Below are 23,809 nucleotides of genomic sequence, written 5' to 3'. Positions count from 1 at the left end.
ATGTACACCGCCAAAGGCCAGCTTGACCGTGATGCGATGATTCGCCAGCACGTGCCCCTGGTACGGCGGATCGCGCACCACATGATCGCCAAGCTGCCTCCCAATGTGGAGCTCGACGACCTGATCCAGGTCGGCATGATGGGCCTGGCGGAAGCCCTCTCGCGCTACGAAGCCGCCCAGGGCGTGCAGTTCGAGACCTTTGCCACCCAGCGCATCCGCGGCGCCATGCTCGATGAGCTGCGCGAGGGGGACTGGATGTCGCGCAGCTCGCGCAAGAGCCAGAAGGACATCGAGCAGGCCGTCAACCGGCTGGAGCAGCGCCTGGGTCGCAGTCCGCTCGAATCGGAGATCGCCACCGAGATGGGCATGCCCCTTCCCGAGTACCAGAACCTGCTGGGACGGGTGCGGGGCACGCAGCTCGTGTACCTGGAGGACATGACCCACGGCAATGACGAGGACGATGGTTTCCTCGACCGCCATGTGGGCGACGAGACGGCCAATCCGCTCGAGATGCTGCGCGACCACCGCCTGCGCTCGGCCCTGGTCACGGCCATCGAATCGCTGCCCGAGCGCGAGCAGCACATCATGGGCATGTACTACGAGCACGACATGAATCTCAAGGAGATCGCGGCCGTGCTCGGGGTCACCGAATCCCGCGTCTGCCAGCTGCACAGCCAGTCGATCGCCCGATTGCGGGCGAAGATGCGCAGTCACTAGGGCCTGTTCACACTGATTTCGGGGTCGCGAAATCAGTGTGAACAGGCCCTGGTACATCCCCCTGAGGCGCTGACGCGCCTTCACCCCTTCTCTCGAATTACTGCGTAATTCGGGAAGGGGGACGCAGCCAGTGCGGCGGGGCGGCCCTTGCACGGCTGCCCTGGTATGGGGCAGCGCGCTATCCACGGCCTGATCCTGGCGCTCGCGCGCCACGGAGCACAGGGGCTATGGACCAATACCACGGAAAATTGTGACCTCACACTGCGCCCGCAGCGCGCGCCGTTCAGCCTGCCGAGCGGTAGATCTTGGCGATGCCGGCGGCTTGTTGCTTGCCGCCCAGGCCGTTGCCGTAGGTGGCGTTGGCCGAGCTGTCCTGGGAGGGGACGAGGACGGCGGTCTGGCGGTCGGTGATGGCGGCCAGGCGGGCCAGGCTTTCGCGGTGCACCACCAGGGTGGCGGCGATGGCATCCATGCGGGCCTTGAGGGTGGGGGTGATGCTGCTCACCTGCTGGCGCGACAGGTCCAGCGCATACGAAAAACGGGCTGCGGCGTCGCGCAGCCCGGTGCTTGCTTGTTCGAGGGTGGGGGCATCGGCCTTGAGCAGGGCGGCAGACACCATTTCGATGTGCTGCTCAACGGCCTGCAGGGCGTCTTCCAAAGGCGTGGTCACGGGCGGTCCTGGTGGATGCGGGCCGGTGACGCCGGGAAGACAGCGGTCACGCTAGCCGCGCGAACGGGAAAAAATCTCTTGGGCGTTGGCCAGCAGCTTGTCAGCAATCGCGCCGGCGCTGACCGTGAACGTACCCTTTTCGATGGCGGCGCGCACTGCGGCCACCTTCTTGGTGTCGAAATCGCTGGCCGCGCGGCCGGCGGGGTCCAGGGCACGGGCAGCCGTGGAAACCGTCACAGGCACGCCAGCAGCCTGGGCTGCCGTGCTGCCTTTGGCCACTCCCTCGGGTGTCGCAGGGGCTGCAGCGGGGGCCTTGGCCTGCTTGGCCTGCCCCGTTTGCGCCAGTGCGCCCGGAAGTTCCGGTTGTTGACCTATCTTCATCGCCTTCTCCAGCACTCCGATGACACGGAGCTCGTAGCAATGTTTTCGACCCTTCGGCGCTGGACTTTAGCTGTTTATGCAGGGGGATGAATCAAAGGGTAACGTCAACCGTTCCATTTTCACCCACAATACCAGATATTGTGCGGCCATTGTCCATGCGCACTCGCACAGTCTGGCCCACGGCCCCTGCGGTGAGTGCCTGCCCTGCCGAGGTTACCGCATAACCCGGCCCTTGTGCCACCACCCGCACCTGGGCGCCGGCCTTGAAGAGGTTCGGTGCCCGCACCATCGGCTGGCGCAGGGCCTGCCCCGCCACCAGGGGGCGCGAAGCGATCTGGCCGACCCACTGGTCGGGATTGGCCACGACCGGGGCTGCATCGGCCGCCCAGTCCACTTCGGCTTCGGTGGCGTCGTTGGCGCTCAGCACCGCACCGGACGCCACGTTGCCCGTCAGCACCCATGCGGGCCCCCAGGCCTTGACCGTGATGGGCAGGAACACATTCCAGGCGGTCTGCCCCTCCACGCAGCGCAGGCCCAGCCGGGTGCGGCCCCACAAGCGCGATCCCGCCGGCAGATAGGGCTCGACGCGGGCACAGGGCGCCAGGCGCAGCCGGGTGTCCAGCGCACCAATGCTCACCTCCATGCGCAGCGGCAGGCCCGCAGGCTGGTTGCGCGTGATGGCGTCGTCCAGCCAGCGCTGGGTCAGGGCGGGCAGGTCCGCTGCGGGGTCGGCCACGGCCTGGGCCTGGGCCAGGCCGGCCGCAGATACGCAGGCCAGCGCGGCCAGTGCTGCACGGCCGGCGGTGGACAGGGATGGAAATGTGGATGCCATGGGGCGCCTCCTGGTACGTCAATGCGGCCCTGCGACACGGTGCAAGGGCCATTTCACGACCACCACTGTAGGCCTTGTGGCACTGAGCGAAACCCCGAACTGCGGCGGCAAACGCGGGCTCTTCGCGCTTTAGAAAATCCGGGCGGTTTTCATAATCGAGCCACGCCAGAAAACCATTTTTGCTGGCGCTTTCGCAACCTGGACGTGAGGCAGACATGCTTGACAAGATGACCAACCGGCTGGACTTCCACGGCAACGCACTGATACTGCGTGCCGAGCGCCAGCGTGCCATCGCCAGCAACATCGCCAATGCCGACACCCCCGGCTACGTCGCACGCGACTTCAAGTTCTCCGACGCGCTGAGCAACGCCACGGGCGAGCGCTCCTCGTTCACCGAATCGCCACGCCGCCTGTCCACCACCACCGTGGGCGGCTCCGGCTACACCAGCGAGCGGCCCACGGTCACCATCGGCACCGATCCACGGCACATCATCGCCTCCTCTGCGGATCCGGGCTCTTCGGCCGAGCTGGGGAGCAAGGGCAAGCTGGCCTATTCCCTGCAGACCCAGCCCAGCCTGGACAACAACTCGGTGGACCTGGACCGCGAACGCGCCGCCTTCGTGGACAACGCCGTGCGCTACGAGGCCACGCTGCGCTTCATCAACGGCAACGCCAAGACCATGCTCAGCGCCATCCAGGGCCAGTAAGCCCCATAGCCACCCAAGAGGCACTCCACCATGTCCATGTTCTCCATCTTCAACGTCTCGGGCAGCGCCATCAGCGCGCAGTCCCAGCGCCTGAACGTCGTGGCCAGCAACCTGGCCAACGTCGATGCGGTGGCCGGCCCCGACGGCAAGGCCTACCAGGCCCGCCAGGTGGTCTTTCGCACCACCAACATGGGCGAACAGGGTTCGGACGGCGTGCGCGTGAGCGCCATCACCGAAAGCAATGTGCCCGGCCGCAAGATCCACAACCCCAGCCACCCCTCCGCCGACGAGCAGGGCTATGTGACCCATTCCAACGTCAACGCCGTCGAGGAGATGGTGAACATGATTTCAGCGTCGCGCTCGTACCAGAACAACGTCGAGGTGATGAACACGGCCAAGTCACTTCTGCTCAAGACCCTGCAGATGGGCCAGTAACCCCGGGAGACCCTCGCCATGATCCTCAGCGCCACCAATGCCGCCACGACCGCCGACACCGCCAACGCCAAGGCGACGGCGGCCAACGACCCCGCCGCGTCCCAGGACCGGTTCCTCAAGCTGCTCGTTGCGCAGCTCAACAACCAGGACCCGATGAACCCGCTGGACAACGCCCAGATGACCTCGCAGATCGCGCAGATCAACACGGTCACCGGCATCCAGCAGCTCAATACCACCATGGCCAGCATGGCCGCCCAGTTCAACTCGCTGCAGGTCATGCAGGGCACGACCCTGGTCGGGCGCAATGTGCTGACCGAGGGTTCGGGCATCACCGTTGCCGACAACGTGGGCAAGGCCGGCTTCGAGATCGCCTATCCAGCCACCAAAGTGGAGGTGGAAATCGTGACGCCCGGCGGCCAGGTGGTCGACACCGTGGACCTGGGCCCCAAGGACATGGGCCGCCACAACTTCGAATGGGACGCCAGCGGCTACAAGGGCTCCACCGAAGGCCTGCAGTTCCGCGTCAAGGCCGTCAACGGCGCCACCACGCTCGAATACACGGGGCTCACCCAGTCCAAGGTCACGGCGGCGGGTGCCACCGATGGCCAGCTCGTGCTCACGCTGGCCAACGGCAAGAACATCAACTACAGCCAGATCAAGTCCATTGTCTGACGACGGACCCCGGCTGCCCCTCCCCCGATCCCCCGCATACGCCCCTCCAAGGAGAACACCATGGGTTTCCAGCAAGGCCTCTCCGGCCTGAACGCCGCCAGCAAGAACCTGGACGTCATCGGCCACAACATCGCCAACTCCAACACCGTGGGCTTCAAGGCATCGCGCGCCGAATTCGCGGAAATGGTGGCCAATGCCATCGGCTCGGCCGGCGGCACCAATGCCGGCATCGGGGTGGAGACGGCCGCCGTGGCCCAACAGTTCACGCAGGGCAACCTGACCATCACCGGCAACAGCCTGGACGTGGCGATCAACGGCAACGGGTTCTTCACGCTGCAACTGCCCGATGGCTCCGCCGCCTACTCCCGCGCCGGCAACTTCAAGCTGGACAAGGAAGGCAACATGGTGACCAATGACAACGCCAAGGTCATGGGCTACCCCATCGACCCCACCACGGGCCTGCGCACAGGCACCGACCCGATCCCCATGGTCTTCCCCACCTCGGAGCCCATCCCCGCCAGGCAGACCACCCGGATCGACGCCGCCTTCAACCTGGATGCGCGTGCCACCGATGCCGCCGGCGACCCGGCCGCCACGCCGCCCGTGCCCGCCACGCCGCGCGCCACCTACGGCACCTCGATCAACGTGTTCGACAGCCAGGGCGTGGCCAAGCCGGTCAACCTGTACTTCCAGAAGACCGCCACGGACAATACCTGGGACGTGTACGACGCCCTCGACGACCCCACGGCCGTGCCGCCCGTGGTGGCCACGGCCATCGGCCAGATCACCTTCGACAACAACGGCGTGATCACCGGCCCGGCCGCCACGCCACCGGCCACCGGCTTTGCGCTGACGCTGAACGTCAACCCCACCCCGCCCAACCCGAACAACCTGCCCGCCTACGACGTCGAGGTGAACCTGGACAACGTGACGCAGTTCGGCCGCAAGTTCTCGGTCTCCGACCTCTCGCAGGACGGCTACACCGCTGGCGACCTGACGGGCATCAATGTCGAGAACAACGGCATGATCATGACGCGCTACTCCAACGGCGTCACGCGGGCCGAAGGCCAGATCGCGCTGTCGAGCTTCCGCAACACGCAGGGCCTGGCCTCGGTGGGCGGCAACAACTGGGTAGCCACCTTCGAATCGGGCCAGCCCGTCATGGGCACCGCCACCGATGGCAACTTCGGCGCGCTGCGCTCGGGCGCGCTGGAAGACTCCAACGTGGACCTCACGGCCGAGCTCGTGAACATGATGACCGCGCAGCGCACCTACCAGGCCAATGCGCAGACCATCAAGACACAAGACCAGGTGATGTCCACCCTGGTGAACCTGCGCTGACCCGCCCCTGACCCCCTGACCGGAAGCCGCCATGGACCGCATCATCTACACCTCCATGACAGGGGCCAGCGCCGCCGCCCACCGGCAGTCGGTGCTGGCCAACAACCTGGCCAATGCGTCCACCAACGGCTTTCGTGCGGAGATGTCCACCTTCCGCTCCGTCCCGCTGCAGGGCGATGGCTCCACCACGCGCGTGTTTGCGCTGGAGGCCACCTCGGGCCATGTGGACACGCCCGGCCCCGTGCAGCGCACGGGCCGCGCCCTCGATGCCATGCCCATCGGCCAATCCTGGTTCGCCGTGCAGGGCCTCGATGGCGTGGAAGCCTATACCCGCAACGGTGGCCTGGAGGTTTCGCCCACCGGCGCCCTGCTCACCAACACCGGCCTGCCCGTGCTGTCGGACGGCGGCGGCCCCATCGACGTGCCACCCGGCTCGGAAGTCTCCCTGGGCTCGGACGGCACCATCACCGCCAAGACGGCGGGCCAGCCCGCAGCCGCCATCGGCCGCCTGAAGCTGGCCACGCCCACACCCGAAGACCCGCTCAGGCGCGGCGACGACGGGCTGTTCCGCACCACCTCGGGCGATCCGATCCCCAACGACGCCAACGCACGCCTGCTGGCGGGGGCGATCGAAGGCTCCAACGTGAATGCCGTGGAAACCATGGTCGGCATGATCGCCGCCTCGCGCCAGTTCGAGCAGCAGATCAAGATGCTGCAGACCGCCGAGACCAATGACAAGGCCGCCAGCCAGTTGCTGAGCATCAACGGCTGACCCCCCCAGCCCTTAGGAAAACGCCATGATCAACTCCCTGTGGATCGCCAAGACCGGCATGGAAGCCCAGCAGACCCAGTTGGACGTCATCTCCCACAACCTGGCCAATGTGTCCACCACCGGCTACAAGCGCGCCAATGCGGTGTTCGAGGACCTGATCTACCAGAACCTGCGCCAGGTGGGTGCCCAGACCACCGAGCAGAACCAGTTGCCCACCGGCCTGCACCTGGGCCTGGGTGTGCGCACCGTGGCCACAGCCCGCAACTTCATGCAGGGCAGCATGCAGCAGTCCAACAACAACCTGGACGTGGCCATCAAGGGCAATGGCTTTTTCGAGGTCACGCAGCCGGACGGCACCATCGGCTACACCCGCGACGGCTCGTTCCAGCTCGACTCGCAGGGCCGCCTGGTGAACTCCAGCGGCCTGCCGATCGCCAACGGCATCACCGTGCCGCCGAACGCCACCAGCGTGACCATCAGCGCCGAAGGCGCCGTGTCCGCGACGGTCCCGGGCAACACCGCACCGCAGCCCCTGGGCAACCTCGCCATGTCCACCTTCGTGAACCCGGGCGGCCTGGAGCCGCGCGGGCAGAACCTGTTCATCGAGACCGCCGCCTCGGGCCAGCCCCAGCAGGGCACGCCCGGCACCAACGGTCTGGGCACGGTCTTGCAGGGCTACCTCGAAACCTCCAACGTGAACGTGGTGCAGGAGCTGGTGACCATGATCCAGACCCAGCGCGCCTACGAGATGAATTCCAAGGCCATCCAGACTTCGGACCAGATGCTGGCCAAGCTCAGCCAGATGTAACAAGGCCACCAGCCATTCCGCCAGGACCTTCGCCATGACATTCCTCCACGCCATCGGCCAGGCTGCCCGCAGCCGCATTGTTGCATTGCCGGCGCTCGCCGCCGCCTTGCTGAGCGCAGGCTGCGCCAGCATGTCCCCGCCTCCGCCGGTGGACATCCTGCCCACCGCGCCCCCCCCGCTGACCATGGCACCGCGCACACCGCCACCGGTCACCGGCGGCCTGTTCCACAGCGCCAGCTACCGCCCTTCGTTCGAGGACCGGCGCGCGCGCCTGGTGGGCGACAACGTCACCATCCAGATCGTGGAGAACGTGACGGCCAGCCAGAAGTCCTCCTCCACCGTGGACCGCACCTCCAAGGTCAGCAGTGGCGTGACGGCGCTGCCATTCACCGGCCAGAAGTTCACCGACAAGCTGGGCGTGGGCGCCAACTCCGAAAATGCCTTCGAAGGCAAGGGCGGCACGGAAAGCGCCAACACCTTCCAGGGCTCTATCACGGCCACCGTCATCGACGTGCTGCCCAACGGCCACCTGGTCGTGGCCGGTGAAAAGCAGATCGGCGTGAACCAGAACGTGGACGTGCTGCGCTTCTCCGGCACGGTGGATCCGCGCGCACTGCAACCGGGCTCCATCGTGGCCTCCACCCAGGTCGCCAACGTGCGCGTGGAATCGCGCGGCCGCGGCGCCCAGGGCGAAGCCCAGGTGACCGGCTGGCTGGGCCGCTTCTTCAACACCGTGACACCGTTCTGATACAAAATGTGACCGGGCGCCTGCGGATTGGCCGCAGACCAGGCCGCCAGCGCGGCGCCCCTTGTGCATTCAGATCGAGGTTCACGATGTCTTTTTTTCGCAGCTCCCTGGCATGCGGCTTCCTGGCCCTGGCCGCTGCATTCTCGCCAGCCGCCCAGGCGCAGCCCACCACTTATGCCTACTCCGTGGCATTGACCGTGGGGTTGCCCAAAGGGTCGGCTGCCGAGGCCGTCTCCAAGAACAAGACCCTGCCCGCAGGCATCAAGTTCTCGCCCTGCGACACCACCGCACTGGACCAACTGGCCTTCACCCTCAAGTACGACGCCGGCAAGCCTGCGGTGGGCTCCACCCCGAGCACACTGCAGAACGTGTACGTGGTCTTCCACCGCGATGGCGGCTTGTTCTTCCCCCTGGTGCGCAACCCGCTGATGACCGCCGGTGCGATCTTCAAGGTGTACCCCGCATCCGGCAACATCCAGGCCATCGACACCTACACGGCCGTCGGGGACAACCTGGGAGGCGCGCAGACCGAGGTGATCCTGGGCGGTAACCTCACGGTGCATGGGCTCGATTCCGGTGTCTGGCTGCTCACCGCCATCATTGCGCCGGCCGCTACGGTGAATTTCGACGATCCGCGCACCTGGAGCGCCTGGGACACCGTGCCATTCATGCTGCGCAAGCCCTGGAAGGGCATCATCAACAACAGCTGCGACTGACATCGCGGGCAGCGCTGGAGGCGGGCAGGGACGGCCATGCGCCGCGTTCACGCTGCAGACCTGCCTTTGTAACAAGGCCTTCGCCAAAAGGCGGGTGAATTCACCTCTTTTTGGACATTCCCTTGTGCGGCGACAGCCCACAATGAAGCCCATGAAAGCCTTGCCCTCCCCCTTCACGGCACGCCCCTTGCGCAGACTGTGGCTGATGGCCATGGCCGTCGCCCTGGTGTGCGCCGCCTGGCCGGCCCATGCGCTGCGCATCAAGGAAATCGCGGCGGTGCAGGGCGTGCGCAGCAACCAGTTGACCGGCTATGGCCTGGTGGTGGGCCTGGACGGCACCGGCGACCAGACCACGCAGATGCCCTACACCACGCAGGCCATGTCCAACTACCTGCAGCAGATGGGCATCAGCCTGCCCCCCGGCTCGGCCTCGCAGCTGCAGCTCAAGAACGTGGCCGCCGTGATCGTCACGGCCCAGTTGCCCGCCTTCGCCCAGCCCGGCCAGCAGATTGACGTCAACGTCTCCTCCATGGGCAACTCCAAGTCGCTCAAGGGCGGTCTGCTGATGGTCACCCCCCTGCGTGGCGCCGACGGCGAAATCTACGCCCTGGCCCAGGGCAACCTGGTGGTGGGCGGCGCCGGCGCCTCGTCCGGCGGCAGCAAGGTGCAGATCAACCACCTGGCCGCTGGCCGCATCCCCCTGGGCGCCCAGGTTGAGCGCTCCGTTCCCACGCCCCTCAATGAGGGGGACACCATCAGCCTGGGCCTCAATGCCTCGGATTTCCAGACCGCCCGCCGCGTGGCCCAGGTCATCAACAGCCGCCTGGGCAATGGCCTGGCCACGGCGCTCGACGGCCGCACGGTGCAGGTGCGCGCGCCCAGCGACCCGGGTGCCCGCGTGGGCTTCATCGCCGACCTGGAAGAGCTGCCGTTCGAGATGTCCGCACCCGCCGCCAAGGTGGTGATCAACGCCCGCACCGGCTCCATCGTGCTCAACCAGGCCGTGACATTGGGATCCTGCGCTATCGCCCACGGCAACCTGTCCATCACCATCAGTTCGCGGCCCGTCATCAGCCAGCCCAACCCGCTGTCGCAGGGCCAGACCGTGGTCGCGCAGCAAAGCGACATCAAGATCAACCAGGAGCCGGGCAACATCATCCAGATGCCGCCTTCGCCCCAACTGGCCGACGTGGTGCGTGCACTCAACTCCCTGGGCGCCACGCCCGGCGACCTGCTGGCCATCCTGCAGGCCATCAAGGCCGCCGGAGCGCTGAATGCCGAGCTTGAAGTGATCTGACCATGGCCCTCACGCTGCCTTCGTCCTCCACCACCAGCACGTCCAATGCGCTGGCGGCCGACGTTCGCTCGCTGAATGCGCTCAAGTACGAGGCCGGCAACAACAACCCCCAGGCCACCAAGGAGGCGGCCAAGCAGTTCGAATCGCTGTTCATGCGCGAGCTGATCAAGAGCATGCGCGAGGCGACCATGAAATCCGGCCTCATGGACGGCGCCCAGGGCGACCTGGGCACCGACCTGCTCGACCAGCAGCTGTCGGTGCAGATGGCCGGCCAGTCCGGCGGCCTGTCCGAAGCGATCGCACGCCAGCTCTCGCGCCAGATGGGCGGACCGGATCCGTCCTTTTCCGTGCCCTCCACCATGAGCCTGTCGCAGATCCAGCGTCCGGCAGCGGCCAAGGTGAGCGCCACCCCCGCCAGCACCGAGGCCGTGGGCCAGGCCCCCAAGGGCCGCGACGGCTTCGTGCAGCACCTGAGCGGCACGGCCGAGAAGGTGGCGCAGGAAAGTGGCATCCCCGCGATCTTCATGCTCGGCCAGGCCGGCCATGAGACCGGCTGGGGCAAGAGCGAGATCAAGAACGCCGACGGCAGCAACTCCTTCAACCTGTTCGGCATCAAGGCCGGCAAGGGCTGGACCGGCAAGGTCGCCGAGATCACGACCACGGAGTACATCAACGGCACGCCGCGCAAGGTGGTGGCCAAGTTCCGGGCTTACGACTCGTACGAGGATTCGTTTCGCGACTACGCACGCCTCATCAAGGAAAGCCCACGCTACGAAAAGGCGGAGTCCGTGGCCCAGTCCGGCTCGGCCATGGCCTATGCCTCCGCATTGCAGAAGGCAGGCTATGCCACCGACCCCGAGTACGCCAGGAAGCTCAGCGGCGCCATCAACAGCGTGCAGCGTGCGCAGCAGCAGCAGCGTGCGCAGGCTTGAGAACACGAGGTAAGCCATGAGTCTGCTCAACGTCGGCGCCCGCGCCCTGCTCGCCAACCAGGTGGCCCTGCAGACCGCCGGCAACAACATCGCCAACGTCAACACGCCGGGCTATTCGCGCCAGACCGTGGTGCTGCAGACCGTGCAGGGCCAGTTCACCGGTGGCGGCTACATCGGCCAGGGTGTGGACGTGCAGACCATCCTGCGCAACCAGAGCGAACTGCTCACGCGCCAGTCGGCCACGGCCGGCTCCGTGCAGGCGGGCGACATCGTGCGCGCCGAACGCCTGCGCCAGCTGCAGGACGTGTTCAGCGGCGGCGCCACAGGCCTGGGCGCGGCCATCAACGACATGATGAACGCCTTCTCGGACGTGGTGAGCGCCCCGACCGACATCACGGCCCGCACGCTGGCACTCACGCGCATGGACGAAACCGCCTCGCGCATGCGCTCTGCGGCCGAACGCGTCGATGAGATCGAGTACACGGTGAAGGAGCAGTTGCAAAGCAGCATCACCGCCATCAACAGCCTGGCGGGCCAGATCGCCGCCGTGAACGAGCAGATCGCGCGCGCCAAGGGCAATGGCCAGACGCCCAACGACCTGCTGGACAACCGCGACCAGTTGATCCGCGAAATGAACCAGTACGTGCAGACCACGCAGATCCCTGCGGACGACGGCACGGTCGGGCTTTTCGTGGGCGGCAGCCAGCCCCTGGTGCTGGGCACCACGCCGTCGCAGGTGTCCGTGGACGACGCCACGCAGTTCCCCGGCAGCGGCCAGCTCAAGCTGTTCTTCAACCGCCCGGGGTCACCGGCCATCGAGGTGGACGAGAACACGCTGGGCGGCGGATCGGTCTCGGGGCTGCTGCGCTTCAACAACACCGACCTGTCGGAAAGCCGCAACCTGCTCGGGCGCATGGCCATGGCCATCGGCATGACCATGAACGAGCAGCACAAGCTCGGCCTCACGCTGGACGGCCAGGTGGGCAAGGACCTGTTCAGCATCCCCACCAGCATGCCGGGTCTGACCAACGGGGCTGGCGTGGGCACCGTGACCTTCAGCGACCCGACCAAGTTCGCAGCCTCCGACTACGAGATCCGCTTCACCACCGGCACGGCCGGGCAGGTGGTGCGCCTGTCCGACGGCAAGGCCACGCCCTTCACCGACGCGGCCAACCTGGCCACCCTGGACATCGACGGGCTGACCTTCAACCTCACGACGCCCGGTGTGCCGGGCGACCGCATGCTGTTCCAGCCGTTCAACACGGCGGGGGCCAACATCAATGCCCTGGTGTATTCACCGCGCGATCTGGCCGCGGCCAACCCGATCAACGCGGCCATGGGCACCACCAACGGCGGCACGCTGCAACTGTCCGGCCTTAAGGCCACGGACACCCTGGTGGCCCCGCCCATCCCGGGCGGCGTGACGCTGACCTTCACGGCCGGGCCGCCCACCACCTATGCGGTGACGGGATCGACCACGCCCCCATCGGGCACGGCGGGCCTGGCCTATACCTCTGGCTCCACGATCACCATCGATGGCTGGGAAATCAAGCTGCAGGGCACGCCCAAGACCGGCGATACCGTGCGGGTCGGCAACGCGCTGGACCCCCAGTACGGCGACACCTACACGCGCAATGCCGGCAATGCCACCGCGCTGATGAACCTGCGCGACGTGAAGATGTTCGACGAATCCACGCTCGCCGATGGCTATGCCGGCCTGATGGCCCAGGTGGGCACGCGCACGCAGAGCGCCACCTTCGCCGCCGAACTGTCCACCACCATCGCGGGCAACCTGGAGCGCGACCGCACGGCGGTATCGGGCGTCAACCTTGATGAAGAAGCGGCCAAGTTGATCCAGTACCAGCAGGCCTACCAGGCATCCGCCAAAATGCTGCAGATTGCACAAAGCGTCTTCGACACGCTGATCCAAGGGTTGACACGATGACCCCCCTGAGTCGCTTCGCGCCTTGGCCTTTGCGCGGGGGCACTGGCCGCGCCGGCTGTGCAGGCCGTGGGTGGCGCGCAGCGATGTGGAAAACTAAGATGATCCCCCTTGGGGACTGGTCCAGGAGTACGACATGAGCAACACCCTCTACCGGCTTGGCACCGCCAACATGTACGACAACGCGCTGCGCAACCTGGGCGCGCGCCAGACCAACCTGTCCAACCTGCAGGAGAACCTGACCTCGGGCAAGCGCGTGGTGCGCGCCAGCGACGACCCGGTCTCTGCCGCACAGGCCGAACGTGCGCTCACCCGCCTCACCCGCATCCAGACCGAGCAGCGCGCCCTGGAAACCCAGCGCAACGCCGTCGCCCAGGCCGAATCCGCGCTGGGCGACGCCATCGATCTGGTGCAGAACGCCCGCGAACTGATGGTCAATGCCGGCAGTGCGACCCTGACCAGCAACGACCGCGCCACCATCGCCAACCAGTTGCAGAGCCTGCGCGAGCAGTTGCAGACGGTGGCCAACCGCAAGGACACCAACGGCATCCCGCTGCTGGGTGCGCTGGGCAGCGCGCTGGCCCCCTTCCTGGGCCCGCAGTCGACCTCGCCGGACTACCTGTTCGATGGACTGCCCGGCCAATCGGGCAGCACCGGCACGTCGATTCCCAACACCCTGGATGGCGAGTTCACCTTCATGTTCCAGCCCCAGCGCGATGGCGCCTACAACGTGCAGGTGAACCCGGCGACCGTCAACAACAACCAGCAACTGACGACCACAGGCGTCAAGCCCGTGGACCTGAGCCTGGTGACGGGTGACAACTACTCGATCAGCTTCAGCGCCGTGGGGCCTGGTGCCACCATCGGTACCAGCACCGCCACCTACACCATCACCAACACCACCACTGGCGTGGTGTCCGCACCCGTGGTGGTGCCCGACTACCCGACGGACAAGCCGGTGACCATTTCGGTGACCGGCGTTCCGGGGCTGACCTTCGACATCACCGGCGCACCGGCGAACGGGGACGCCATCACCCTGCAGCCCACGGCCAGTGTGTTCAGCACCCTGGACAGCGCGATCCGCGACATCCGCGGCGCCACCAACAGCAACGCGGCCACCCAGGCCGTGGGGCAGGCACTGACCAACGTGGACATCGGCCTCGAACGCATGAGCAACATGCGCAGCTATGCAGGCGAGTTGCTCAACCGTGCCGACCGCATCACGGGCGACCAGGAAAAGCGCTCGATCCAGCTCGAGGGCGACCGCTCGCGGGCCGAGGATCTGGATATGATCAAGGGCATTTCAGACTTCCAGAACCAGCAGGTGGGCTATGAGGCAGCACTCAAGTCCTATGCCCAGGTCCAGAAGCTGTCCCTGTTCAATTTCATCAGTTAAAGCGGGCCTGCCCTGAGCCGCACTCCCTAGCTGGGGACGGCCCCCAACGCGACAACGCCTGAGAGCCCATGGTCCAATCCGTCCTCGGCAGCCTGTTCCTGGGGTACCGCCCCCTGTGGAACCGCGCCCGCAAACTCGCTGCCATCCAGCTCTACGTCCAGAACGAATCCCCCACCGCCGTGGTCGATACCGGCCACCTGCTGCGCACGCTGCAGGAGCTGTGGTCCGCCAGCTCGCCACCGCTGCTGCTGTCGCCCCAGACCCACCAGGTGCTGGCCGACATGCTCGAGCATGCGCCCCGGGGCGCCCCGTGGATCGAGGTGCGTGGCGACTGGCTGCAGGATTCGGGCATCTATGCCCTGGTGAAAGCCGCGCACCAGCGCGGCCTGAAGCTGGTGTGGCGCGGCGACATCGGCAAGCTGCCCGAGCCGGCCGTGGCGCAGTGCTTCGACAACAGCCTGCTGAGCCTGACCCCGGCCGACGCGGTGGCCGCCCTGCAGGCCAACCCGCGGCCCGGCAGCCCGGCGGCCAAGGCGCCTGCCCGCGCCGTGAGCCCCATCCTGGCCGGGCAGATGTACGAGAACATTCCCAGCCGCGCCCTGATGGAACACTGCCTGGACAAGCACAACGCCCTGGCCCTGGCCGGCTGGCCCACGGAAGACGTGCTCTACACCCTGCGGCACACGCCGCAGCAGCCTTCGCACGCGGTGATCGCCAAGCTGCAAAAGGCCATCGACGCCGAGCAGTCGCTCGAGACCTTCGAGGACATCATGGGCGAGGACCCGCTGCTGGCCTACCGCTTCATGGTCTACACCAACTCGGCGGCGCTGGGCCTGCGCACCGGCATCGACTCGCTGCGCCGGGGGCTGGTGATGATGGGCTATGGCTCCATCAAGCGCTGGCTGTCCGACCAGCTGCCCCACGCCAACACCGACCCCAACATGCTGCCAGTGCGCGAGTCCATGGTGCTGCGCGCCAAGCTCATGACGCAGTTGCTCAACGCCGGTGTGGAGAACGACCTGCGCCGCGAGATCTACCTGTGCGGGCTGCTGTCGCAGATCGACGATCTGCTGCAGGAGCCCCTGGGCACCATCCTGCACCGCATCCCGCTGTCCGAGCGCATCTACGACGCCACCGTGCTGCGCACCGGGCCCTATGCCGCCAGCCTGCAGATGTCCTGCGCGCTGGAGAGCGGCGACGCGAGCGCCATCCGCCAACTGTGCGAGACGCAGGAAATGGACCTCGAAGAGGTCAACCGCGGCCTGCTGCGCGTGCTCGCCGACATCGAGGTACAGCGCTAGGAGGCTGTCGGACTTGGAAATCGTCGGCTGCAAATCGGCCGCAGCGGTCCATTTTTCACCGTCTTCTTGCCCCATAGCCTGGCTATGGGGCTGCAAATCCGGCAAAAACTGTCCTCGCTGGGGCCGATTTTCGCTTTCGACGCTCCAAGTCCGACAGCCTCCTAGCAGCCCTGCGGGGCTATAGCAACGGCGAGAACAGCCGGGCCGTGGCATCACCCAGGCGCTGCACGAAGGCCTGGCGGCGGCGTGCGTTCACGGCGCTGGAGCTCCGCAGGTCGGCCTCGAACTGCCTTGCCAGCGGCAGGGCCAGCGCCGGCCCGTAGACCACGGCGCAGACTTCGAAGTTGAGCCGGAAGCTGCGGTTGTCGAAATTGGCCGTGCCGATGAAGGCGCAGTTGTCGTCCACCAGCATGGTCTTGGAGTGCAGCATGCCGGCCGTGTATTCCCAGACCTTGACGCCGGCGGCGATCAGTTCATCGAAGTAGGAGCGCGCCGCCGCGCTGACCACCAGGGAATCGCTGCGCCGCGGCACCAGCAGGCGCACATCCACCCCGCGCAATGCTGCGCTGGTCAGCGCCATGAGCGCGGGCTCGCCGGGCACGAAGTACGGCGTGGTGAGCCACACCCGGTCCACCGCCATGTGGATGGCCGCCACGTGCATGCGGTGGATGGCCTCGTTGGCATTGTCGGGGCCCGAGGTGAGGATCTGCACCGGATGGTCACCCGGCCCGGTGGCGGGCAGCAGGTGGCGGCTCTCGCGCGCCACGGCATCGGGCCCCTCGCCGGTGGTGTACACCCAGTCCTCCATGAAGGTCATCTGCAGCAGGCGCACGGCGCCGCCCTCGATGCGCAGGTGCACGTCGTGGTAGGCATCGCGCCGCGCGCGCTGGTCTTCCTCGTCGGTGATGTTGATGCCGCCCGTGAAGCCGACCACGCCATCGCAGACCACGATCTTGCGGTGGTTGCGGAAGTTGATCACCGGCCGCACACGCCGGCCGATGCGCGAGGCATGGAAGAAGGCCACCTGCACACCGGCTTGCAGCAAGGGGGCGAGAAAGCTCCGACCCAGGCGCTTGGAGCCCAGGGCGTCGAGCAACAGCCGCACGATCACGCCCTGGCGCGCCCTGTCCACCAGCAGGTCGCGCAGCGCCGCGCCGATGCCATCGGGCTCGTAGATGTAGTACTCCAGGTGCACATGGTGGCGCGCCGCGCGGATGGCATCGAAGATGGCGTCGTAGGTCGCTGCCCCATCGACCAGCAGGTCCACCTGCGCGGCGGTGGACACGCGCAGGTCGCAGCTGGCTTCGCCCAGCAGCACGAGCTGGCGCAGCGCCTGCGGCGCAGTGGCGGCGACATCGCGCAGGCTGGCAAATTCGGCATTCGCATACAGCGCCGACTGGCTGCGCATGCGCTTGATGCGCTGCTTGCGCAGCCGCTGCGGGCCGAAAAAGTAATAGATCACATAGCCCACGAAGGGCAGCAGCGCCATCGACAGGATCCAGCTGAGCGTGGACACCGGCGCGCGCTTTTGCAGCACGATCCAGACCGCCAGCACGGCGATGTACAGGCTCCAGGTGACGGAGATGGCGGTCAGCAGGCCTTCGTGCCCGCCGGGAAAGAACTGCACCATGGACTGCAGGCCATCGGTCATTGCGGCCCAGCGCCCTTGTAGGTCCATGGTTCCCTTGCGATCGGATCAAAAGGCCATTGTAGGCAGCCGGTGTGACGGCGCCCGCAGGGTCAGCGGCTTTGCCGGACGATGCGCTCGAAGGTACGCCAGAACGTGGCGTCCTGCGTGGTCGCGAAGTTGATGCGCATGAGCGTGCTGGGCTTGCGCTCGGCATGGAACAATGCACCCGGGGCCAGCAGATAGCCCTCATCGAGCATGCGCTGCGAGAGTGCATCGGTGTCCACCCCCGTGTCCACCCAGCCGAACAGTCCCACCGGGTCGGCCGCGAAGCTGCAGCCCGCACTGAGCGCCAGCTTGACGCTGCGCGAGCGCGCGGCATCGAGCCGGGTGCGGATGCGCTCGGCATGGCGGCGCAACTGGCCCTGCTCGATGCACAGCGCCAGCGCTTTTTCGAGCAACGCGGGCGTGGTCAGCGTGGCCAGCAGCTTGGTGTCCAGCAGTTGCTCGACCAGGGCCGGCGGCGCGGCCAGGAAGCCGATGCGCCAGTTGGGCGCGAGGATCTTGGCAAAGCCGCTCACGTAGATGGTGCGCTGCAGGCCGTCGAGCGCCGTCAGGCGCGTGGCATGCTCGGGCGCGATGTGGCTGTAGGTATCGTCTTCGACGATGTGGAAATTGTGCTGGTTGGCCAGCTGCAGGATGCGGTGCGCGCTGCCCGGCGACAGGCAGTAGCCCGTGGGGTTGTGGAACACGCTCACGCTCACGTAGAGCTTGGGCTTGTGCACCTCGCAGTAGCGCGCCATCACTTCCAGGTCGGGCCCGTCGGCGCGGCGCGGCACTGGCAGGATGTGCATGCCCAACGCGGCCAGGCGCGCGAACTCCACGGCCCAGCCGGGTTCCTCCACCATCACCGGGTCGCCCGGGCGCAGCAGCGTGCGGCTCACGATGTCAAGCGCATGCGTGGCACCCACGGTGGTGATGATGTTCTCGGGCGCGGTGTGCACGCTCAGTTGGGCCAGCTTCTTGACCAGCAGACGGCGCAGCCCGCTGTCGCCCAGCGGCTCGCCGTACTGCAGCGAGTATTCCTGCAGCGCCCGGGTGCTGGTGACCTTGCGCACCGCTGCGGGCATGAAGGTGGACTCGAGCCACTGCGGCGGCAGCACACCCATGCCGGGCTGGGGTTTGTCGCTGATCTTGTGGAACATGCCGCGGATCAGCGCCGTGGCGTTCACCGGCGGCGAACCACGCCCGGCCCCGCGCGCCGCGAACCAGTGGGCCGTGGTCCAGTTGCCGCCCGCCGCCTCCATGGCCGCCACGTCCACCGCCTCCGGGGCCTCGGCGCCCACGGGGGCCACCTCGCGCACGAAGAAGCCTCGGTTCTTGCGCGCCTCGACCAGGCCCTGCGCCAGCAACTGGTCGTAGGCCGCCACCACGGTCGACGGACTTACGCTGTGCTGCAGCGCACACTGGCGCACCGAGGGCAGGCGCGCGCCCGGCGCGAGCAGCCGGTTGCGGATGCGCTCGCCAAAACGCGCCGAGAGCTGCTCGGTGAGCGATTGGGTGGGGGTCTTCATCAGCATGCAGGAGTCCTCGGGAGCGCGTGTGTACTGCCATGACAACCAATACAGATCAATAACTGCGCTGCCGTACTGTACTGGTTGTGTATTGGTACAGAAGATTACAGTGAAGGCCAGACGCTGACAAGCCCACGATTTCAAAACCCCCACCCATGACCGCCGCCGAACTCACTGCCCTGCTGGTCTTCTGCACCGCGATGAGCTTTTCGCCGGGGCCCAACACCACCCTGTCCACCGCGCTCGCAGCCAATCTGGGGCTGCGCCGAGCACTCCACTTCTGCCTGGCCGTGCCCACGGGCTGGACCTTGCTGATGCTGGTGAGCGGCCTGGGCCTGGGCGCCCTGATCACCGGCGTGCCGGCCCTGCGCATGGCCGTGACCCTGCTGGGCGTGGCCTACATGCTCTGGCTGGCCTGGAAGCTCAGCCGCGCCGGCCAGCTCTCGGACGTGGACAGCTCCCGCCTGTCCGTCACCTTCTGGCAGGGCGTGGGCCTGCAGTTCGTGAACATCAAGGCCTGGATGCTGGCGCTCACGCTCAGCGCGGGCTGGGTGGTCAACGCCGCGGGCCAGCCCTCGGCCAACCCCGCCGAGCGCCTGGCCATCATCTGCGGGGTGATGATGGTGTTCGCCTTCACGAGCAATTTCGTCTATGCCCTCGTCGGCTCGCTGCTGCGCCAGTGGCTGGCGCAGGGCACCCGCCTGCTCTGGTTCAACCGCGCGCTGGCCCTCGTGCTGGTGGCGACGGCCGCCTGGATGGTGACGCTATGAGCATGAACCGCGCACAGGAACGCGAAGCCCTGGTCTGGGGCATGGTGGGTGTCACCCTGTTCGCCGCCACGCTGCCGATGACGCGCCTGGCGGTCGGGCCGGTCGATGCGCCGCAGCTGTCGCCCTGGTTCGTCACCTTCGGGCGGGCCGCCGTGGCCGGGCTGCTGTCGCTGGCCTACCTGGGCTGGCAGCACGCCCAGGGGCGCCTGCGGGTGCCGGTGCGAGCGCAATGGCCCGTGCTGGGCGTCACGGCCTTCGGCGTGATCGTCGGCTTTCCGCTGTTCCTCGCGCTGGCGCTGCGCCATGTGCCCAGCACCCACGGGGCCGTGGTCACCGCGCTGCTGCCGCTGTCCACGGCCGTGATCGGCGCCCTGTGGTACCGGCAGCGCCCATCGGCCGGCTTCTGGGCCTGCGCGGTGCTGGGCAGCGGCCTGGTGCTGGCGTTCATGGCCTGGCGCGCCGGCGGCTTCTACCTGGGCGCAGCCAACATCTACCTGATCATCGCCATGACCACCGGCGCCCTGGGCTACATCGGTGGCGCGCGGCTCACGCCCAGCCTGGGGGCCGAGCAGGTGATCTGCTGGGTGCTGGCCTGCGCCCTGCCGCTGACCCTGCCCGTGACCTGGTGGTTTGCACCGGCCGTGCCGTCCGCCATCAGCACCATGGGCTGGCTGGGCTTTGCCTATGTGGCGCTGTTCTCGATGTGGATCGGCTTTTTCGCCTGGTACCGCGCACTGGCCCTGGGTGCCGTGCGGGTCAGCCAGATCCAGCTGATCCAGCCGTTTCTGAGCCTGCTGTTCGCGGTGCCGCTGGTGGGTGAGCGCCTGGACCTGGCCACGGCGGGGTTCGCCCTGGCCGTGATCGCCACGGTGTTCGTGGGCAAGCGCATGCCCGTGCACCAGGCTGCCCCGCACGCACCCGCAACACCGCCCGGCCCCCTCGCACCCGTGAAGGACTGAGCCCCATGCAGATGAACGACATCCCCTTCGCCGCCACCGACTGGAGCCAGGTCGAGCGCGTCGAAAAAAGCGCCCAGGCCGGCCAGGCCTTCTGGCAGACGCTGCAGTACGGCGAGTTGCGCGTGCGCAAGGTGGAGTACACCCCCGGCTACGTGTCGGACCACTGGTGCACCAAGGGCCACGTGCTGCTGTGCCTGGCGGGCGAGCTGCACACCGAGCTGCAGGACGGCCGCCAGTTCATCCTTACTCCTGGGATGAGCTACCAGGTGGCGGACAATGCAGAACCGCACCGCTCCACCGCCCCCTTGGGCGCCACGCTGTTCATCGTGGACTGAAGGCACCCGGGCGCCGTGAAATGCCCTTTTTTCTGATGACTTTGCAACAGGTTCTTAGGACCACCGCAGGAGACCGAGAGTGAAACTGAACGACCTTCCCCACACCAGCCCCTGGACCCTGGCGCGCCGCGCCGAGCGCATGAACCCCTCGGTCATCCGCGAGATCCTCAAGGTCACGGAAAAGCCCGGCATCATCAGCCTGGCCGGCGGCCTGCCCTCGCCCAAGACCTTCCCGGTCGAAGCCTTCGCGGCCGCCTCGGCCGCCGTGCTGGCCAACGACGGCCCTTCGGCACTGCAGTACGCATCGAGCGAGGGCTTTGCCCCGTTGCGCGAAGCCATCGCCGCCTTCCTGCCCTGGGATGTGGACCCGGAGCAGGTGCTGATCACCACCGGCTCGCAGCAGGGGCTGGACCTGATCGCCAAGGTGCTGATCGACACCGACAGCCGCGTGCTGGTGGAAACGCCGACCTACCTGGGTGCCATCCAGGCCTTCACGCCCATGGAGCCCAAGGTGGTGGCGGTGGCCAGCGACGAGCAGGGTGTGCGCATCGATGACCTGGTGGCCAAGGTCGGCACGGGCGCGGACAAGGCGCGCTTCCTGTACGTGCTGCCCAACTTCCAGAACCCCACGGGCCGCACCATGAGCGATGCGCGCCGCGCCGAGCTGGTGGCCAAGGCCGCCGAGCTGAATCTGCCGCTGGTGGAGGACAACCCCTATGGCGACCTGTGGTTCGACGGCCCGCCGCCCGCACCGCTGACCGCGCGCAACCCCGACGGCTGCATCTACATGGGCTCGTTCTCCAAGGTGCTGGCCCCGGGCCTGCGCCTGGGTTACCTGGTGGCGCCCAAGGCCGTCTACCCCAAGCTGCTGCAGGCCAAGCAGGCAGCCGACCTGCACACCCCCGGCTACAACCAGCGCATGGTGGCCGAGGTGATGAAGGGCGGCTTCCTGGAGCGGCATGTGCCCACCATCCGCGCGCTTTACAAGCAGCAGCGGGATGCGATGCTGACCGCGCTGGACAAGGAGATGCAGGGCCTGTCCGTCGAGTGGAACAAGCCGGACGGCGGCATGTTCCTGTGGGTGCGCCTGCCCGAAGGCATGAGCGCCATCGAACTGCTGCCCAAGGCTGTGGAGCGCAACGTGGCCTTCGTGCCCGGCGCCGCCTTCTATGCCGACGATGCCGACCACCGCACGCTGCGCCTGTCGTTCGTGACCTCCACGGCCGAGCAGATCGCCACCGGCATCGCCGCGCTGGCGGCCGCCATCCGCGACCACAAGGCCAAGGGCTGAGCCGCATGCTGCGCCTGTGGGGACGGCTGTCGTCGATCAACGTGCGCAAGGTCGTGTGGGCCGCGCAGGAGCTCGGCATCAGCCTGCAGCGCACCGATGCCGGGGGGCAGTTCGGCATCGTGCGCGAGGCGCACTACCTGTCCCTGAACCCCAATGGCCTGGTGCCGCTGATCGAGGACGAGGACACGGGCGTCGTGCTGTGGGAGTCGAACCCCATCGTGCGCTACCTGTGCGCCCGGCATGCGCCGGGCGAGCTCTACCCCGAGGACCTCGCCACGCGCTTCGCGGCCGAACAGTGGATGGACTGGCAGCAGACCACGCTGAACCCGGCGGGGCGCGATGCCTTCATCCAATGGATACGCACCCCCGCCGCGCAACGCAATGATGCGCTGATCGCCGCGTCGGTGGCGGCCACCGAGCCGCTGCTGGACCTGCTGGACGCGCACCTGGCGCGCCAGCCCTTCCTGGCCGGAGAGCGCTTCACCATGGCCGACATCCCGGTGGGCTGCGAAATCCACCGCTGGTGGGGGCTGCCCCAGGAGAGGACGGCCCGGCCGCACCTGGACCGCTGGTACCAGGCGGTGGTTTCGCGCACGGGTGCGCGCGGCGTGCTCGACCAGGCGTTATCCTGACGGGACCATCCGCCCGCAAGACCGCACCATGCAGCCACGCCCCTTCAAGCAGATCGACGTGTTCAGCGACCACCCCGGCGACGGCAACCCCGTGGCCGTGGTGCTGGAGGCCGAGGACCTGAGCGATGCGGACATGCGTCGCTTTGCCGCGTGGATGAACCTGTCGGAAACCACCTTTCTGCTGCCGCCCACCGAAGCCGGCCGTGCGGGCGGGGCCGACTACCGCCTGCGCATCTTCAGCCCCCAGGGCGAGCTGCCGTTTGCCGGGCACCCCACGCTGGGCACCTGCCACGCCTGGCTGCAGGCCGGCAACGCACCGCGCCAGGAAGGCCTGGTGGTGCAGGAATGCGCCCTCGGCCTGGTGCGCATCCGGCGCGAAGACCACACCCTGGCCTTTGCCGCCCCCCCTCTCAAGCGCAGTGCCCCCAGCCCGGCGCTGGTGCCGCTGATCGCCAGCGCCCTCGGGGTGCGCCCGGCGCAGATCCTGGGCACGCAGCTGCTCGACAACGGCCCGGTGTGGCTGGGCATGCTGCTCGACAGCGCCGACACCGTGCTCGGCCTGCAGCCCGACCACGCGCGCCTGATGGACCTGGGCCAGTCGGTCGGGGTGGTGCATGTAGGCCCGCATGCCAGCGACACCAGCCGTCCGGGTGTGGTGGTGCGCGCCTTTGCCGCCCCCATGGGCAACCGCGAAGATCCGGTCACCGGCAGCCTCAACGCCAGCCTGGCCGAATGGCTGATCGCCGAAGGCCTGGCACCACACCACTACCAGGTGGCCCAGGGCGAATGCCTGGGCCGCGCAGGGCGGGTGCACATCCGCCATGACGAGCACCAGGTGTGGGTGGGCGGGCGCTCCGTCACCTGCATCGAAGGGACGGTGCTGCTCTGAAGCCGCCCTTGCCCCCCATCCGCGCCAGCGGCTGAACCGCCCGCCGGCACATTGAACCTGGCCCA

25 protein-coding genes are annotated in these 23,809 nt (G+C 67.5%); 20 read left to right on the top strand and 5 right to left on the bottom strand.

Annotated elements, in window-relative coordinates; all coding sequences use genetic code 11:
- A complete protein-coding gene (locus U5N23_RS03235) occupies positions 1-717 on the top strand; it encodes an RNA polymerase sigma factor FliA (protein WP_322591414.1) in 717 nt (238 codons plus the stop codon).
- A 283-nt stretch (positions 718-1,000) separates the two neighbouring features.
- On the opposite strand, the gene U5N23_RS03230 is transcribed toward U5N23_RS03235, so the two are convergent.
- From U5N23_RS03230 to flgA, 3 genes are all read right to left on the bottom strand, one after another.
- Positions 1,001-1,387 (bottom strand): hypothetical protein, encoded by a 387-nt coding sequence (locus U5N23_RS03230; protein WP_322591413.1) that lies wholly within the window; start codon positions 1,385-1,387, stop codon positions 1,001-1,003.
- A 51-nt stretch (positions 1,388-1,438) separates the two neighbouring features.
- Positions 1,439-1,768 (bottom strand): flagellar biosynthesis anti-sigma factor FlgM, encoded by a 330-nt coding sequence (gene flgM / locus U5N23_RS03225; RefSeq protein WP_322591412.1) that lies wholly within the window; start codon positions 1,766-1,768, stop codon positions 1,439-1,441.
- A gap of 91 nt (positions 1,769-1,859) precedes the next feature.
- Positions 1,860-2,600 (bottom strand): flagellar basal body P-ring formation chaperone FlgA, encoded by a 741-nt coding sequence (gene flgA, locus U5N23_RS03220; RefSeq protein ID WP_322591411.1) that lies wholly within the window; start codon positions 2,598-2,600, stop codon positions 1,860-1,862.
- 215 nt (positions 2,601-2,815) lie between these two features.
- Here flgA and U5N23_RS03215 point away from each other — a divergent pair, with 215 nt between their 5' ends.
- The 13 genes from U5N23_RS03215 to U5N23_RS03155 all read left to right on the top strand — a co-directional run bounded on the left by U5N23_RS03215 (position 2,816) and on the right by U5N23_RS03155 (position 15,667).
- On the top strand, positions 2,816-3,307 hold the full coding sequence (locus U5N23_RS03215; RefSeq protein ID WP_322591410.1) for a flagellar basal body rod protein FlgB: 492 nt from the start codon (positions 2,816-2,818) through the stop codon (positions 3,305-3,307).
- A gap of 30 nt (positions 3,308-3,337) precedes the next feature.
- Positions 3,338-3,742, top strand: a complete 405-nt coding sequence (gene flgC / locus U5N23_RS03210) for a flagellar basal body rod protein FlgC (RefSeq protein ID WP_322591409.1) — start codon at positions 3,338-3,340, stop codon at positions 3,740-3,742.
- A gap of 18 nt (positions 3,743-3,760) precedes the next feature.
- On the top strand, positions 3,761-4,414 hold the full coding sequence (locus U5N23_RS03205) for a flagellar hook assembly protein FlgD (RefSeq protein ID WP_322591408.1): 654 nt from the start codon (positions 3,761-3,763) through the stop codon (positions 4,412-4,414).
- Between the two features lie 60 nt (positions 4,415-4,474).
- Positions 4,475-5,755 carry a flagellar hook protein FlgE gene (gene flgE / locus U5N23_RS03200; RefSeq protein WP_322591407.1) on the top strand — a complete coding sequence of 427 codons (1,281 nt, stop codon included), beginning with the start codon at positions 4,475-4,477 and terminating at the stop codon, positions 5,753-5,755.
- Between the two features lie 31 nt (positions 5,756-5,786).
- Positions 5,787-6,527, top strand: a complete 741-nt coding sequence (locus tag U5N23_RS03195; protein WP_322591406.1) for a flagellar basal body rod protein FlgF — start codon at positions 5,787-5,789, stop codon at positions 6,525-6,527.
- 25 nt (positions 6,528-6,552) lie between these two features.
- Entirely contained in the window at positions 6,553-7,335 is a 783-nt protein-coding gene (flgG, locus tag U5N23_RS03190; protein ID WP_322591405.1) for a flagellar basal-body rod protein FlgG, read from the top strand.
- Between the two features lie 34 nt (positions 7,336-7,369).
- Complete coding sequence (locus tag U5N23_RS03185; RefSeq protein ID WP_322591404.1) at positions 7,370-8,083, top strand: flagellar basal body L-ring protein FlgH; 714 nt, start codon at positions 7,370-7,372, stop codon at positions 8,081-8,083.
- An 86-nt stretch (positions 8,084-8,169) separates the two neighbouring features.
- On the top strand, positions 8,170-8,799 hold the full coding sequence (locus tag U5N23_RS03180; RefSeq protein WP_322591403.1) for a hypothetical protein: 630 nt from the start codon (positions 8,170-8,172) through the stop codon (positions 8,797-8,799).
- Between the two features lie 142 nt (positions 8,800-8,941).
- Positions 8,942-10,096, top strand: a complete 1,155-nt coding sequence (locus U5N23_RS03175; protein ID WP_416208564.1) for a flagellar basal body P-ring protein FlgI — start codon at positions 8,942-8,944, stop codon at positions 10,094-10,096.
- A 2-nt stretch (positions 10,097-10,098) separates the two neighbouring features.
- Entirely contained in the window at positions 10,099-11,028 is a 930-nt protein-coding gene (flgJ, locus tag U5N23_RS03170) for a flagellar assembly peptidoglycan hydrolase FlgJ (protein WP_322591401.1), read from the top strand.
- Positions 11,029-11,044: 16 nt separating this feature from the next.
- Positions 11,045-12,973: a flagellar hook-associated protein FlgK gene (flgK, locus tag U5N23_RS03165; protein ID WP_322591400.1), complete on the top strand. Its 1,929-nt coding sequence runs from the start codon at positions 11,045-11,047 to the stop codon at positions 12,971-12,973.
- 133 nt (positions 12,974-13,106) lie between these two features.
- Positions 13,107-14,366, top strand: a complete 1,260-nt coding sequence (gene flgL / locus U5N23_RS03160) for a flagellar hook-associated protein FlgL (RefSeq protein ID WP_322591399.1) — start codon at positions 13,107-13,109, stop codon at positions 14,364-14,366.
- A 68-nt stretch (positions 14,367-14,434) separates the two neighbouring features.
- Positions 14,435-15,667: an HDOD domain-containing protein gene (locus tag U5N23_RS03155; protein ID WP_322591398.1), complete on the top strand. Its 1,233-nt coding sequence runs from the start codon at positions 14,435-14,437 to the stop codon at positions 15,665-15,667.
- Positions 15,668-15,845: 178 nt separating this feature from the next.
- On the opposite strand, the gene cls is transcribed toward U5N23_RS03155, so the two are convergent.
- A complete protein-coding gene (cls, locus tag U5N23_RS03150) occupies positions 15,846-17,297 on the bottom strand; it encodes a cardiolipin synthase (RefSeq protein ID WP_322591504.1) in 1,452 nt (483 codons plus the stop codon).
- A gap of 110 nt (positions 17,298-17,407) precedes the next feature.
- A complete protein-coding gene (locus tag U5N23_RS03145; protein WP_322591397.1) occupies positions 17,408-18,874 on the bottom strand; it encodes a PLP-dependent aminotransferase family protein in 1,467 nt (488 codons plus the stop codon).
- Positions 18,875-19,023: 149 nt separating this feature from the next.
- Here U5N23_RS03145 and U5N23_RS03140 point away from each other — a divergent pair, with 149 nt between their 5' ends.
- The 6 genes from U5N23_RS03140 (at position 19,024) to U5N23_RS03115 (ending at position 23,744) form a co-directional block, all read left to right on the top strand.
- The gene (locus U5N23_RS03140; protein WP_322591396.1) at positions 19,024-19,638 is read left to right on the top strand and encodes a LysE family translocator; all 615 of its coding nucleotides are present in this window, start codon (positions 19,024-19,026) and stop codon (positions 19,636-19,638) included.
- Between the two features lie 2 nt (positions 19,639-19,640).
- Positions 19,641-20,597, top strand: a complete 957-nt coding sequence (locus U5N23_RS03135) for a DMT family transporter (RefSeq protein WP_322591503.1) — start codon at positions 19,641-19,643, stop codon at positions 20,595-20,597.
- A gap of 5 nt (positions 20,598-20,602) precedes the next feature.
- Positions 20,603-20,932, top strand: coding sequence for a DHCW motif cupin fold protein (locus tag U5N23_RS03130; RefSeq protein ID WP_322591395.1), 330 nt, complete (start codon positions 20,603-20,605; stop codon positions 20,930-20,932).
- A 79-nt stretch (positions 20,933-21,011) separates the two neighbouring features.
- Positions 21,012-22,223, top strand: a complete 1,212-nt coding sequence (locus U5N23_RS03125) for a PLP-dependent aminotransferase family protein (RefSeq protein ID WP_322591394.1) — start codon at positions 21,012-21,014, stop codon at positions 22,221-22,223.
- Between the two features lie 5 nt (positions 22,224-22,228).
- Positions 22,229-22,855 carry a glutathione S-transferase gene (locus U5N23_RS03120; protein ID WP_322591393.1) on the top strand — a complete coding sequence of 209 codons (627 nt, stop codon included), beginning with the start codon at positions 22,229-22,231 and terminating at the stop codon, positions 22,853-22,855.
- A gap of 28 nt (positions 22,856-22,883) precedes the next feature.
- Positions 22,884-23,744 (top strand): PhzF family phenazine biosynthesis protein, encoded by an 861-nt coding sequence (locus U5N23_RS03115; protein WP_322591392.1) that lies wholly within the window; start codon positions 22,884-22,886, stop codon positions 23,742-23,744.
- Positions 23,745-23,809 lie beyond the last annotated feature (65 nt).

It is taken from the genome of Acidovorax sp. (assembly GCF_034519795.1).
Taxonomy (GTDB): Bacteria; Pseudomonadota; Gammaproteobacteria; order Burkholderiales; family Burkholderiaceae_C; genus Acidovorax.
Note: the sequence above shows the minus strand (reverse complement) of the source record. Positions and strands in the feature narration are given on the sequence as shown.

Excerpts from the sequence above, each read along its gene's own strand:
- U5N23_RS03235 (WP_322591414.1), top strand. The coding sequence starts at position 1 with ATGTACACCGCCAAAGGCCAGCTTGACCGTGATGCGATGATTCGCCAG.
- flgM (WP_322591412.1), bottom strand. The coding sequence starts at position 1,768 with ATGAAGATAGGTCAACAACCGGAACTTCCGGGCGCACTGGCGCAAACG.
- flgA (WP_322591411.1), bottom strand. The coding sequence starts at position 2,600 with ATGGCATCCACATTTCCATCCCTGTCCACCGCCGGCCGTGCAGCACTG.
- U5N23_RS03215 (WP_322591410.1), top strand. The coding sequence starts at position 2,816 with ATGCTTGACAAGATGACCAACCGGCTGGACTTCCACGGCAACGCACTG.
- flgC (WP_322591409.1), top strand. The coding sequence starts at position 3,338 with ATGTCCATGTTCTCCATCTTCAACGTCTCGGGCAGCGCCATCAGCGCG.
- U5N23_RS03205 (WP_322591408.1), top strand. The coding sequence starts at position 3,761 with ATGATCCTCAGCGCCACCAATGCCGCCACGACCGCCGACACCGCCAAC.
- flgE (WP_322591407.1), top strand. The coding sequence starts at position 4,475 with ATGGGTTTCCAGCAAGGCCTCTCCGGCCTGAACGCCGCCAGCAAGAAC.
- U5N23_RS03195 (WP_322591406.1), top strand. The coding sequence starts at position 5,787 with ATGGACCGCATCATCTACACCTCCATGACAGGGGCCAGCGCCGCCGCC.
- flgG (WP_322591405.1), top strand. The coding sequence starts at position 6,553 with ATGATCAACTCCCTGTGGATCGCCAAGACCGGCATGGAAGCCCAGCAG.
- U5N23_RS03185 (WP_322591404.1), top strand. The coding sequence starts at position 7,370 with ATGACATTCCTCCACGCCATCGGCCAGGCTGCCCGCAGCCGCATTGTT.
- U5N23_RS03180 (WP_322591403.1), top strand. The coding sequence starts at position 8,170 with ATGTCTTTTTTTCGCAGCTCCCTGGCATGCGGCTTCCTGGCCCTGGCC.
- U5N23_RS03175 (WP_416208564.1), top strand. The coding sequence starts at position 8,942 with ATGAAGCCCATGAAAGCCTTGCCCTCCCCCTTCACGGCACGCCCCTTG.
- flgJ (WP_322591401.1), top strand. The coding sequence starts at position 10,099 with ATGGCCCTCACGCTGCCTTCGTCCTCCACCACCAGCACGTCCAATGCG.
- flgK (WP_322591400.1), top strand. The coding sequence starts at position 11,045 with ATGAGTCTGCTCAACGTCGGCGCCCGCGCCCTGCTCGCCAACCAGGTG.
- flgL (WP_322591399.1), top strand. The coding sequence starts at position 13,107 with ATGAGCAACACCCTCTACCGGCTTGGCACCGCCAACATGTACGACAAC.
- U5N23_RS03155 (WP_322591398.1), top strand. The coding sequence starts at position 14,435 with ATGGTCCAATCCGTCCTCGGCAGCCTGTTCCTGGGGTACCGCCCCCTG.
- cls (WP_322591504.1), bottom strand. The coding sequence starts at position 17,297 with ATGGTGCAGTTCTTTCCCGGCGGGCACGAAGGCCTGCTGACCGCCATC.
- U5N23_RS03145 (WP_322591397.1), bottom strand. The coding sequence starts at position 18,874 with ATGCTGATGAAGACCCCCACCCAATCGCTCACCGAGCAGCTCTCGGCG.
- U5N23_RS03140 (WP_322591396.1), top strand. The coding sequence starts at position 19,024 with ATGACCGCCGCCGAACTCACTGCCCTGCTGGTCTTCTGCACCGCGATG.
- U5N23_RS03135 (WP_322591503.1), top strand. The coding sequence starts at position 19,641 with ATGAACCGCGCACAGGAACGCGAAGCCCTGGTCTGGGGCATGGTGGGT.
- U5N23_RS03130 (WP_322591395.1), top strand. The coding sequence starts at position 20,603 with ATGCAGATGAACGACATCCCCTTCGCCGCCACCGACTGGAGCCAGGTC.
- U5N23_RS03120 (WP_322591393.1), top strand. The coding sequence starts at position 22,229 with ATGCTGCGCCTGTGGGGACGGCTGTCGTCGATCAACGTGCGCAAGGTC.
- U5N23_RS03115 (WP_322591392.1), top strand. The coding sequence starts at position 22,884 with ATGCAGCCACGCCCCTTCAAGCAGATCGACGTGTTCAGCGACCACCCC.